The organism is Frankia sp. CgKIO3 (assembly GCF_977946435.1).
The window spans coordinates 1-10,750 of sequence record NZ_CDWTMO010000144.1; the positions used below are offsets into that span (position 1 = coordinate 1).

Annotated in this window: 11 protein-coding genes and 2 pseudogenes; 2 read left to right on the plus strand and 11 right to left on the minus strand. The window is 70.4% G+C overall.

All coding sequences use genetic code 11. The features are described 5' to 3' along the window. Positions 1-173 precede the first annotated feature (173 nt). Complete coding sequence (locus AC08OJ_RS15295) at positions 174-848, minus strand: DUF1360 domain-containing protein (RefSeq protein ID WP_476593650.1); 675 nt, start codon at positions 846-848, stop codon at positions 174-176. A 929-nt stretch (positions 849-1,777) separates the two neighbouring features. On the opposite strand from AC08OJ_RS15295, the gene AC08OJ_RS15300 reads away from it, so the two are divergent. After that, positions 1,778-2,794, plus strand: coding sequence for a class I SAM-dependent methyltransferase (locus AC08OJ_RS15300; protein ID WP_476596061.1), 1,017 nt, complete (start codon positions 1,778-1,780; stop codon positions 2,792-2,794). Positions 2,795-3,159: 365 nt separating this feature from the next. On the opposite strand, the gene AC08OJ_RS15305 is transcribed toward AC08OJ_RS15300, so the two are convergent. From AC08OJ_RS15305 to AC08OJ_RS15320, 4 genes are all read right to left on the minus strand, one after another. Then, the gene (locus AC08OJ_RS15305) at positions 3,160-3,387 is read right to left on the minus strand and encodes a hypothetical protein (protein WP_476593652.1); all 228 of its coding nucleotides are present in this window, start codon (positions 3,385-3,387) and stop codon (positions 3,160-3,162) included. A gap of 300 nt (positions 3,388-3,687) precedes the next feature. After that, positions 3,688-4,215, minus strand: coding sequence for an MFS transporter (locus tag AC08OJ_RS15310; protein WP_476593653.1), 528 nt, complete (start codon positions 4,213-4,215; stop codon positions 3,688-3,690). Beyond that, positions 4,215-4,412, minus strand: a complete 198-nt coding sequence (locus tag AC08OJ_RS15315; protein WP_476593654.1) for a hypothetical protein — start codon at positions 4,410-4,412, stop codon at positions 4,215-4,217. Before AC08OJ_RS15315 ends, AC08OJ_RS15310 begins: the two co-directional genes overlap by 1 nt. Then, positions 4,409-4,993, minus strand: a complete 585-nt coding sequence (locus AC08OJ_RS15320; protein ID WP_476593660.1) for an MFS transporter — start codon at positions 4,991-4,993, stop codon at positions 4,409-4,411. Before AC08OJ_RS15320 ends, AC08OJ_RS15315 begins: the two co-directional genes overlap by 4 nt. 58 nt (positions 4,994-5,051) lie before the next feature. On the opposite strand from AC08OJ_RS15320, the gene AC08OJ_RS15325 reads away from it, so the two are divergent. Further along, positions 5,052-5,390, plus strand: a complete 339-nt coding sequence (locus AC08OJ_RS15325; RefSeq protein ID WP_476596062.1) for a TetR/AcrR family transcriptional regulator C-terminal domain-containing protein — start codon at positions 5,052-5,054, stop codon at positions 5,388-5,390. On the opposite strand, the gene AC08OJ_RS15330 is transcribed toward AC08OJ_RS15325, so the two are convergent. The 6 genes and pseudogenes from AC08OJ_RS15330 to AC08OJ_RS15355 all read right to left on the minus strand — a co-directional run. Then, positions 5,387-6,676, minus strand: coding sequence for an NtaA/DmoA family FMN-dependent monooxygenase (locus tag AC08OJ_RS15330; RefSeq protein WP_476593661.1), 1,290 nt, complete (start codon positions 6,674-6,676; stop codon positions 5,387-5,389). The genes AC08OJ_RS15325 and AC08OJ_RS15330 overlap by 4 nt on opposite strands. Positions 6,677-6,966: 290 nt before the next feature. Further along, positions 6,967-7,800 carry a TetR/AcrR family transcriptional regulator gene (locus tag AC08OJ_RS15335; protein WP_476596063.1) on the minus strand — a complete coding sequence of 278 codons (834 nt, stop codon included), beginning with the start codon at positions 7,798-7,800 and terminating at the stop codon, positions 6,967-6,969. Continuing rightward, a pseudogene (locus AC08OJ_RS15340) lies at positions 7,691-8,088 on the minus strand (PaaI family thioesterase). Before AC08OJ_RS15340 ends, AC08OJ_RS15335 begins: the two are co-directional and overlap by 110 nt. A 223-nt stretch (positions 8,089-8,311) precedes the next feature. Then, positions 8,312-9,487 carry an HNH endonuclease signature motif containing protein gene (locus tag AC08OJ_RS15345; RefSeq protein WP_476596064.1) on the minus strand — a complete coding sequence of 392 codons (1,176 nt, stop codon included), beginning with the start codon at positions 9,485-9,487 and terminating at the stop codon, positions 8,312-8,314. Further along, complete coding sequence (locus AC08OJ_RS15350; RefSeq protein WP_476593659.1) at positions 9,385-9,720, minus strand: hypothetical protein; 336 nt, start codon at positions 9,718-9,720, stop codon at positions 9,385-9,387. Before AC08OJ_RS15350 ends, AC08OJ_RS15345 begins: the two co-directional genes overlap by 103 nt. A gap of 286 nt (positions 9,721-10,006) precedes the next feature. After that, a pseudogene (locus AC08OJ_RS15355) lies at positions 10,007-10,645 on the minus strand (MFS transporter); the annotation flags it as partial. Positions 10,646-10,750 lie beyond the last annotated feature (105 nt).

The following is a 10,750-nucleotide window of genomic DNA, read 5'->3' on the forward strand; positions in this document are numbered from 1 at the left end:
AGATCAAATGATCAACTTATTTAATGACGATCCCTTACGATGGGACCGGACCCGATTCTTCTGGAGTATGCACGCGCAGGTGTACGCGCGTGCGCATGCGCGTACACATATCATCACCGCGCCACCATTTCCCGTGATCTGGGTGCAATAACCCATAACCCGGGAGAGAATGGTCAGCCCCTGGTGGCCTGTTGTTGCGCGTTCGCGTAGACAAGCTGAAGTAGGTCGGAGCCGGTGACCACCGTGAAGACGGATGCGGCGAGCCGCGTCGGCCGAGGCACGACGACCAGGCCGAAGACGAAGCCGGTGGCCACCCACTGCGCGGTGCAGAACGGGCAGGTGAGTAGCTCACCCACGCTGTGCCGGGCCGGGGGGTGCTCGCGGACCTCCTCGGCGAGTTCCGCCGGTCCCGCGGTGCCGCGGAAGCGGGTGAAGGGGGCGCGCAGCGGGCTTGTCACCGGGTCCTTGGCGAGAAGGCGGCTCAGCTTGTGCGTGGCGATCGTGACGAGAATCAGGTCGGGGACCGCGAACCGCTCGGGCAGGACCGCATCGGACACCCGGCCGATCAGCCCGAGAGCCGCGCACAACCCGCTATACGCCGACAGGGTGGCGAGATAGCCGCGCAGCGGGCGGGGCTCGTCGCCCGCGTACTCGCTCTGTTCCTGGCGCGCCGTGTTGGTCAGGCGGGCCAGCACACCGGTTTTCGGGGCATGCGTCATGTCGGATGCCTGCCCACCGTCTCCGACGGTAACCAGGCGGAGCACGCCCCGCCGGCCGCCGCCACGGCGGGCCCGGCGGAGGCCACCGGGTGCCACCGCCCGGGTCCGCGCGGCAGGAGGAACGGTCATGCTCTCGTCGGCAGGCCCGGACGAGTTTGCCGCAGCTTTCGGGGTTGCCGCAGCTTTCAGGGTTGCCGCAGCTTTCGGGGTCGTCGACCGGGTTTCGTTCGGGTCTCGTTCAGGACTCCGGCGCTGCGTCCCCGTGGCCGTTCGCGCTGGCACGCCGAGTGGTCGTGTTGAACATGCGGGTGAGGTACTCGGTGCGCAGGACGCCGCGGCCGTCGGCTCCGATATAGCCGACGTCACGGGTGAGATAGCCCTCGGGGTAGGTGTAGCCGGCGGCGGTGACCTCGCCGTTGCGGGTCCACCAGGCTTTGCGCTGGGTGTGGCAGCGGTCGCAGGCGTGGATGACGTGGTAGGCGCGGGCCTCACGGTCCTAGGTGGCGCTGTGGGGCTGCCAGCGATGTCCCATGGTGCGGCATTCCACGAAGCTCACAGGCAGCTCGTGCGCCCAGGACTCGATGCTGCGACGGGGGGACTGCTCGGCCATCAGGGTGTTGGCCCCTTTCCGGGGAGACGGTGCGCGGGACGGGAACGACGAACGTAACGGTGGGAGAACGCCGACGGTCTCCTGGAGTGATCCTGCCATCCGGACCTGGTGTGGGTCTCTTCGGTGGGCATGCTGGCGCGCCCCCTGTGACCAGGGTGGATAGGCAACGGACGGCCCACTGTAGTGGTACGGAGGCAGCGTTGTCGTGCACGCGATTCACGATGCCGCCTGCTTCACTGCAACCATCGACACTTTCGGTGAACGGCCTGCCGTCGTGCGGTGCGCGGGACTGGGCCTTGAGGCGGAGATGGATGTGCACGGCTTCCAGCACGCTCACCCGGCCATGGCCGCCGATGGCGAGCACGACAGGTCGATGATCATCTTCTTGCCTGTGGGTGCCCCCGCGGTAGTGGCATGCAATCGTGGAAGAGTGCAGGCACATCGGCCCATGGGCGGTTACGGGGGCGCGAGCCGGACCGCGGTGCTGGTGTGCCAGGGGCGGGCCGTTGCGCACGGGCGCATCGCCATCGACCGGTTCGACGATCCGACAGCAATGATGTTCCTGCGCGTCGACGAACGGGGCGTTGTCGAGTGGGTGCGCGGCGGTGTCCCGCCGCGGGGGTGGGGGGCGCGGCTCGAGTTCGAGATGGTGCGGGCCTGCGGTGAGGTGATGGTGCCGCGTACCGTCGCCATCGACGAGGCCCTCCGGGAGGCCGTCGGCGGGGCCGACGGTGAGGCCGTCGGCGATCGGGGGGTGCGGCGGGCGGAGCAACTGGTGGTTCTCGGCGCGGGCCTGGACGGGCGGCCCTGGCGGATGCCGGAGCTCGCCGCCGTCGCCGTATTCGAGGTCGATCATCCGGCGTCCCAGCGGGACAAGCTCGACCGGCTCGGAGACGCGGATCGGCCCGGGGAGGCGGGGCCGCCGGGAACGACACCGCGTTCCGGAACGACACCGCGTTCCGGAACGACACCGCGTTCCGGAACGACACCGCGCTTTGTGCCGGTGGACTTCAGCCGCGACGACCTCGATGCGGCCCTGACGTCGGTAGGGCATCGGCCGACGGTGCCGACGGTCTGGATCTGGGAGGGTGTCGTGCCCTACCTCACCCGGGGCCAAGTCGCCGCCACGACCCGGGTCGTCGCGGGGCGCTCGACCCCGGGAAGCCGCCTGATCGTTCACTACCACACGCCGACGCTCTCGGCGCTTCTCGGCCGGCTGGCGGCACGGGTGCTAACCATCGTGTCACGGCGCCCCGATCCCCTGGCCCGCGAACCCAACCGCTCGGCATGGACCCCCGCCGCGATGCGTCGGATGCTTGCCGCCCACGGCTTCACCGTCCGCCGCGACGACGACCTGCTCACGCTCGCCCGGTGGCTGGCGGTGCCGGTCCGGCACTGCCAGTCGCTGCGCAACGGCCACGTCGTCGTGGCCGACCTCCTCGTGGCCGACCCCGACATGGTCTAACCCGACATGGTCTGGCGCCACCTCGCGCGCTCCGCTCACACGGACCGATCCGCCCGTCACCCTGATCCGCCCGTCACCCGATCTACTTACAGTACGTAGTTCCCTCGTGGGTTTCGGTTGGGGTTGACCGGGGATGATGCCCATGGCACCCGTGCGGGAAACCCGACGAGACCGCACTCGGCGATCGTGGCGACCGACCGGCAAGACACTGCGGACCGTACACCGGTCGGTCGTCTCCGCGGTCGGTCACCTGCCGTCCCGGGGTACCGGGCGCCCGGTGGGCAAGGGGAGCATCCAGGCGCTGATCGGACCGGAGGAGGCAGGTCACCGGGGCAAGTCACCGGAGGAGGTGGGGAGGGGTCGGGTCAGAGCCGGTTGCGTAGCAGCTGCTTGCCCTCCTCGGCGCCCTTGCGGCTCTCGTTTTGCGCCCGGCGGAACAGGCTCGCCAGTTCTTGGTCGCCGTCGCGCTCGGCGTCGCCGATGTAGGTCGCCAGCCGCAGCGCGTTGCTCAGGCACCTCTCCGTGAACCACAGCAGGTCGTACTGGGCGTCCTTCGTGCCGGTGACGTTCCCGGTCTCGGCTGTCGTGGTCATTTGATCGGCTCCCTTCATCGGGGTCTGCGGATACGCATCCTTCGGAGTACCAGTTCCCGCACGGGCCGCTCTTACCCATCTGTCCGTCCGTGTCCGTCTGTCCGTCTGTGCCGCCGGAGAAACCGAACGGCGGCATCGAGGCGACAGTCCGGACCGACACTCCGGACCGACACTCCGGACCGACAGCCCGGACCGACAGCCCGGACCGACAGCCCGGACCGACAGCCCGGACCGACAGCCCGGACCGACAGCCCGGACCGCGGAGAAGGGCGAAACCCACGAGGTCCGGGCCGCGCTGATTCAGCTGGCCGGGTCGGCGGATCGGCGTCCGGGCAGGTACCAGACCGCGAGGCCGATCAGGACGGCGACCGCGGCGCCCGTGGCGACGCCGTCCGCGCCGGTGAACAGGGTCAGCAGGACGGCGAGGCCGAGGGACCCGCCGACCGACAACGCGGACTGGAGCACGGCGGAGGTGACACCGACATCCTCGGGAGCGGTCTGCGACAGGACGATGAGGTTGAGCGGCACCACGGCCGCCCCGGTGCCCGCGCCCAGCAGGATGATCGGGGCGAGGACATCGACGGCGTAGCGGCTGCCGGCGTCGAGCAGGCTGAGCCAGAGCATCGCCAGGATGATCACGGTGAAGCCGATGAGGGCCAGCGCCCGCGGGTTCAGGTGGGCGAGGATCCTGGGCACGGATCGGGCGGTCAGCAGCAGGGACACGCCGAACGGCAGGAACGCGAGCCCCGTGACGAGCGGCTCCAGGTCGAGGACCCGCTGGAGGAACTGGGTCAGGAAGAACAGGAAGCTCGTCAGCACGAACGCCATCAGCAGCAGGTCGACGAACGCGCCCGCCCGGCCCGGTGGGTGAGCACCCGCAGGGGGAGCAGGGGCGATGCCGCCGGCGACTCCAGCAGCGTGAAGCCCGCCAGGACCACCACACCGCCCGCCAGACCCGCGACGGCTCCCGGGTCCGTCCAGCCCGAGTCGGCGGCCCGCACGAAGCCGAACACCAGGGCCGTCATGCCGAGCACCGACAGGACCGCCCCCGCGAGGTCCAGGGCCGGCCGATTGGCCGCCCGAGGAGCGGGGGCACCACCCGGGCGGCGAGCACCGCGACGGCGAGGCCGATCGGAGCGTTAATCAGCAGCGTCCCCCGCCAGCTCGTGAGGTCGGTGAGGATCCCCCCGAGCACCATGCCGGCGGACGCCGCGAGCCCCGTCACCGTCGAGTAGACGGCGAACGCCCGTTGCTGGCGCACCCCGCTGAAGGTCGTCGCGAGCAGCGCGAGCCCCGCGGGGCCGGCCAGCGCCGCCCCGCCGCCCTGCAGGACACGGCCGGTGAGCAGCAGGCCCACGCCCGGTGCGAGTCCCGCGAGCAGGGACGCGGCGGCGAGCAGGCTGGTGCCCGCGATGAAGGTGGTGCGGTGGCCGAGTATGTCGCCGAGCCGGCGGACAGGCCCAGATCCGTCTGAAGATCGGGTAGCGCGACGGTGACGATCGTGCCGTCGAGCTGAAGCATGAACTCGGCGCCGACGATCGCCGCGAGGACGAGGCCGAGCACTCCCGGGGTGGTCTGCTCCAGTGCTGGCTGTTGATCCTGGAATGCCAGCTCAGCGATGAGGGCTGGGCGTTGCAGCGGTTGCTGTACGCTGAGGCCCCCACATGCCCGACCTGTACGACGAGGTGGTGTCGCTCGGGGGGCAGTCGGTCGTGAACGCCTTGGCCGGACGGCTCGCGCGGCTGGCGAACCGCGGGCATCTCGACGTCGATGATCCCGAGAGCGCCGCGAGCCAGTTCATGTCGCTCGTTGCCGGAGACCTCCCGGCGTTGTCGGCGCTGGGCACCCGGCCCATCCGCCCGGTCGACCTCGACGACGCCGTACGCATGGGCGTGCGGACCTTCCTGAGGGCCTTCGCGACCCGCCGGCACGCGCGGCCCGCCCGCTCGCGTCCGCCGCTCGCGGCGAGCCACCCGCCGCCCGGTCCTCTCCCTGTCGACTAACCGGCGGGGCTGTCTGGGCTATCTGGGCTGTCTGGGCCGGTGGGGTCGGCTGCGACGTCCTGCTGCGTGAAACGGTTGGGGGGGATCGGCAGACCGAGGGACTCACGGAAGGTTCCGCCGGTGTACTCGCGCTGGGTCAGCCCGCGTTCCTGCAGGATCGGGACCACCAGCTCGACGAAGGCCTCTAGACCGCGTGGCATCGCCTCCAGAAGCATGAAACCGTCCGCGGCTCCGGATGTGAACCATTCCTGCATGCGGTCGGCGATCTGCTCGGGCGTCCCGATGAACTCCCCGCGGGGGGTCACCGCCTCCAGCGCGACCTGGCGCAAGGTCAGCCCCCGTTCCCGGGCCATCTGCTTGATCCGACGGGTGCTGTCCTGGAAGCCGTCGTTGCCGATCTCACCCAGCTCGGGGAAGGGGGCGTCCAGGTCGTAGCCGCCGAAGTCGTGCTGACCGAAAATGAGGGAGAGATAGCGCAGCGCCTCGTCGGTGTTGACCAGGCCGGCCACCTCCTGGTAGAAGCGTTCGGCCGCCGCTTCGGTCGGGGCGACGAACACGGTGACCGCGATGAACAGCAGGGGCACACCCGCCGGCCGACCGGCCTGAAAGATCATCGGGTAGCCCTGCGGCGGCCGTTCGATGTTCAGCGGTCCCCGCACGGAGAAGTACTCCCCGCGGTGGTCGAGGGTGTGCAGCCGCGCACGGTCGAAGAACACCCCCGACTCCTTGTCTCGGAGCAGGGCGCCGTCCTCCCAGGAGTCCCACAGGCCACGCAGAACGTCGAGGTACTCGGCCGCGATCCGGTAGCGCGTGTCGTGTTCGGGGTGCTCCTCCTCGGAGCGGCTGAAGTTCAGCGCGGTTCCCGCCGGCGCGGAGGTCACGATGTTGATCCCGGCCCGGCCGGCGCTGATGTGGTCGACGGTGGCGAGTTGGCGGGCGATGACGAACGGCTCGCTGTAGGAGGTGGAGATCGTGCCGACCAGGCCGATGTGGCTGCTCGCCGCGGCGAGCGCGCCGAGCAGTGCGACCGGTTCGAACTGCGTCAGGTACTGCGGGGTGGACTCCGCGGTGACGTAGAGGGTGTCGGTGATGAAGACGAGGTCGAAGCGGCCGTTCTCGGCGGTGCGGATCCATCGCCGGTAGAGGTCGAAGTCGATGGCCCCGTCCGCCGGCACGTCGGGGTGGCGCCAGCCGGCGACGGTGCCGCCGACGCCGTGCAGTAACGCCCCGAGCCGCAGCCGACCCTTCCTCGCCGAGCCGTCCGGCGCCGTGTCGTCGCTCGCCAGGTCCTTCCCTTCTGGTGCATACGCTTGTGGTGCGTAATCGGTTCTCCTAATACGTAACCGGTACGTAACCGGCCGGGATGTCGGCCAGCCGGACGCCTTCGAGGCGGGGCAAGGTAGCCGGTCAGGCCCGTGCCAGGTGGTGCGTGCCGGGAATCAGCCGGGCAGGTTCAGCGTCCCGCATCGCGGTGCTATCCGCGGCCTCGTCGGGAACGGCCGGGCGTCGGTGGCGCGCGGGAACGCCGCCGCCCATGGCACCGCCTCCCCCCGGGTGATCCGTCGTGATCCGTCGTCTATGACACCGTACCGGTGTGGTGCTCTGTTTCGTAAGACCTCGGGGTATCACCGGTCGTCGGCCCGGACTGAACCCGCAGGCCATCGGTCATGATCGAGAGTAGGGGTCGGGCGTGGCCCGCCCGCTCCGGCGCCTGTTCCCGGATCCAGCCGATAGCGGTCACGAGAGAGATCACCTCCTCGATCCGCACGTCCGACCGGACGTCGCCGGCCCGCTGGGCCCGGACGAGGAGTGCCAGCGTCGCCTGCTCGAGGGAGTGGCAGGACGCGTGCAGCTCCGTCTCCTCGTCGCGCACCATGGTGAGCAGCCTGGCGGCCACCCCCCGGTAGGTCGCGATGTGTGCGATCAGTTTGTCAAGCCAGCCGAACAGTGCCGCGCCCGCGTCCGGGGCGTCCAGCAGCCGGTCCACCTCGTCGAGTAGCGCGGCGGCCCGGTCCTGCAGCAGCGCCTCGAGCAGCGCGTCCCGGTTGGGGAAGTGCCGGAAGAGCGTGCCGATTCCGACCCCCGCCTGCCTGGTGACCTCGTTGAGGGAGATGTCCCTGTCGCTGCCGGCGAAGGCGTCCCGGGCCACCTCGAGGATCCGCTCGCGGTTGCGGCGCGCGTGCGAGCGCATCGGCCGGTCCGCCGTCTTCACGCTGCTGGCCATGTGCACCTCCGGGGGCTCGGCCGTACACTCCTTCGAGCCTACGGAAGCCTGGTCGTCACGAGGGGCGTGCCGGTGGTCAGCGGCGCGCGACGGTGCCGAGCGCGGCGGCGCAGAGCCGTTCCCCGTCCCCGTACCCGCCGCGGTCGAAGACCTCGCAGCGCACGGTGACCAGGGTGGAACCGGCATGGACGACCTCGGCGCGGGCGATGAGCTCGTCGCCCGCGCCCCCCGGATATAATTGATCTTCATCTCGGAGGTCAGGACGGCGTCCCCCGCGATGCTGCCGGCGGCGAAGGTGAGGGCCGTGTCGGCGGCGTAGCTCAGCGCCCCGCCGTGCTGCTGGCACAGATGATCTCCGAGTGGGATGGTCAGCTCGGCCACCCCTGCCTCGAAGCGGCTGAGTCGGGCGCCGAGCAGCCGACTGAAGGGCTGGGCGGCGAGTAGCTTGCGGGCCACGGCGATGTCGGGCGTCATCGGCTCTCCAGGAAGGTGTGCCTACCGGCGGGGTGCCTACCAAGCAGTGTGGGCCTTGGGAGGTTCGTGGGTCGTCAGGGACTGGGCGCGGGTGGCGGAGGGGTGCCGACACGATTGGTAGTGGTCTCGGCGGCGGACTGATGATCTGGGCCGTGGCCGGCTGCGGTCGGCTGAGCCACTGGTTTCGCCTCGCTGCTCGCCTGAATCCGGTGCGAAGCGATGGCTATCCGCCGGGCGCGGTGTGTAGGAGGTCGGCGGTATGTCGTGAATAGGGGTTGCGGCGGGGTTTTCGTGCGGGGTCGATCCAGGGTGGGGGAAGGAACTCGGGCCGGCGGTCGGGGCCGAGCCGGACGGTCCAACCCTGGTGGTGCACGAACCGGTGATGATATCCGCACAGCAATACCAGATTGTTGAGCGAGGTTTCTCCGCCGTCTATCCAATGACGAACATGGTGAATTTCACGCCACGACGACGGACGATCACACCCCGGATGCGCGCAGCAGACATCGCGGGCGATGACGGCGCGACGCAGATCCGCCGGTGCGGTCCGGTAGGCACGACCGACATCCAACGGAACGCTGGCCGCATCGAACAGCACCCGGCCGACCGAGGCGTCGCAGGCCAGGCGGCGCAGCACACCGGCCGGCAGCGGCTGACCCCAGCCGGTCGAGGCCGGAGGCCCGCCGTGGCCGAGCAGCGCCGCCCACGGCACGGTCACCGTCAGATGCGGGCGCACCCCACCGGTCACGGGCAGAACGCCGGCACCGAGCACGCGGTGGAACAGCTCGACGAAGGCGTCGGCACGCCGCCGCGCCGGGGAACGCGGATCGGCGGCGCCGTCATCGCCGGGGCGGGGTCCGGCCAGCGGATCCAACGCCGAACGCAGCAGGGCGGCGGCCTCGGCATCAAGGGTGCCGCTGATCCGCGTGATCCCGCCCGGGAGGTCGGTCAACCACAGACCCCGCCGGTCCGCAGGATCACCACCGGGACCCGGCACACCGTCCCGGTTGTCCGTGCCGCTCCGACTGTCCGTGCCGCCCGCACCGTCCTGGCTGTCCGGGTCGTTGTGGTGACCGTTGTCGGTGGGCCCGTCGCCGCCGGGGCTGGTATCGATCTGGGTGAGCTGTTCGCGCAGGTGCCGGCTGAGACGGGCTAGCTCCGCGGGGTCGAACATCCCGGCCAGCTCCAGCAGCGAAGCCTCCGCGGCGGTATACACCTCGGCGCCAAGGCCGCGCGGCAGGGAACGCAGCGCCAGGTGGATCTCCCACGCTTGCTCTACAGTGATCACACCGGCGGTCAGGGCGGCGCCGGTCGCGGCCAGCGGGCCATCCACGGCAATCGCGAGATCGAGCAGACGCCGGGCGTCGACGGGACGCATCCGCAGCCGTTCCCGCAGCAACGCCGCTGTACCGGCCGCGCCCTCCCGCGCGGACAGGTTCCGTCCCGCGCCAGTGCGAGCCGCACCGCGGCCAGGCGGGCCAGCTCCACCGAACAGTCGTCCAGGGCGCCGTACAACTCGGCGTCCGACAACGACCACACCGGCGCCTCCACCAGGCCACCCACCTGACCGGCCACCCCCATCAACCCGGACAGCACCCGATGCTGCCCGGCGGCGGGATCGGCGGCGGTCATGGATCAAGCGTAGATCACCCCACCTCGGATGTCGAACCTATGTTCGATTACCGTTACTCAGTGCTGTGGTTGCCAAGCGGGCAGGAAGGCCGTTTCGTCCATGCGTGACGGGCAGGGCGGTGCGGGTCACGTCGAGGGTGACGCACCTTGAGGCGGTCGGCCGTGGCGGAGATCCGCGGTACCCGCTTCTCGGGACTCCACTGGTAGGCGACGGTGGACAGGTGCGGGCGGCCGGCCGGTCGTGCGCTCGGTGATGCTCAGCGGCTCGTGTGCGCGGCAGTTCACCTCACCGGGCGGGCCGGCGCAGCACGGCGAACGCGACGGCGAAGGCGGTGGCGAGCAGTCCGAGGCCGACGGTGAAGGCCAGACGGTATCCGCCGGTCAACGCCGTGGCCCGGCTCTCGCCCCGGGCGAGCAGTCCGTCGGTGCGGGCGGCGGCCAGGGCGGACAGCACCGCTACGCCCATCGCCATGCCGATCTGCTGGGCGGTGTTGAACAGGCCGGAGGCGAGTCCGGCGTCGTCGTCACCGGCGCCGGACATGCCGAGCGTCGTCAGCGCCGGCAGGGCGAGCCCGAAGCCCGCGGTGAACAGCATCACCGGAAGCAGGTCGGTGAGGTAGTGCGCGTGCACGGGTACGCGGGTGAGCAGCCCGAGAACCCCGGCGAGAAGCACCAGCCCCGCCAGCAGGACGGTGTGTTCCCCGAGGCGGGCGATCAGCCGGGCGGACACGCCCAGCGACACCGCGCCGATGACGCCCGCCGCCGGGAGCATCGCGAGGCCGGTCTTGGCAGCGCTGTAGCCGAGTACGTTCTGCAGGTAGAGGGCGACGAGGATCTGGAACGAGAACATCGTGGCGACCATCAGAACCTGGATCAGGTTGGCGCCCGCGACCCCGCGTGATCGGAGAATCCGCAACGGCATGAGCGGGGTCCTCGCGGTAGCTTGACGGGGTAGAGAACATTAGCGATGGCGATCATGCCCTCTGCATCAGGGGACGTCGTGGCCGCCATTTTGATTTCTGTGTTCCTG

What these genes read in the sequence shown, in the direction of transcription:
- AC08OJ_RS15295 (WP_476593650.1), bottom strand. Translation starts at nt 848, where the DNA reads ATGACCGTTCCTCCTGCCGCGCGGACCCGGGCGGTGGCACCCGGTGGC.
- AC08OJ_RS15300 (WP_476596061.1), top strand. Translation starts at nt 1,778, where the DNA reads ATGGGCGGTTACGGGGGCGCGAGCCGGACCGCGGTGCTGGTGTGCCAG.
- AC08OJ_RS15305 (WP_476593652.1), bottom strand. Translation starts at nt 3,387, where the DNA reads ATGACCACGACAGCCGAGACCGGGAACGTCACCGGCACGAAGGACGCC.
- AC08OJ_RS15310 (WP_476593653.1), bottom strand. Translation starts at nt 4,215, where the DNA reads ATGGCGTTCGTGCTGACGAGCTTCCTGTTCTTCCTGACCCAGTTCCTC.
- AC08OJ_RS15315 (WP_476593654.1), bottom strand. Translation starts at nt 4,412, where the DNA reads ATGACGGCCCTGGTGTTCGGCTTCGTGCGGGCCGCCGACTCGGGCTGG.
- AC08OJ_RS15325 (WP_476596062.1), top strand. Translation starts at nt 5,052, where the DNA reads ATGCCCGACCTGTACGACGAGGTGGTGTCGCTCGGGGGGCAGTCGGTC.
- AC08OJ_RS15335 (WP_476596063.1), bottom strand. Translation starts at nt 7,800, where the DNA reads ATGCCGGTTCCACCCTGGTCACCGTGCGCTGCGAGGTCTTCGACCGCG.
- AC08OJ_RS15350 (WP_476593659.1), bottom strand. Translation starts at nt 9,720, where the DNA reads ATGACCGCCGCCGATCCCGCCGCCGGGCAGCATCGGGTGCTGTCCGGG.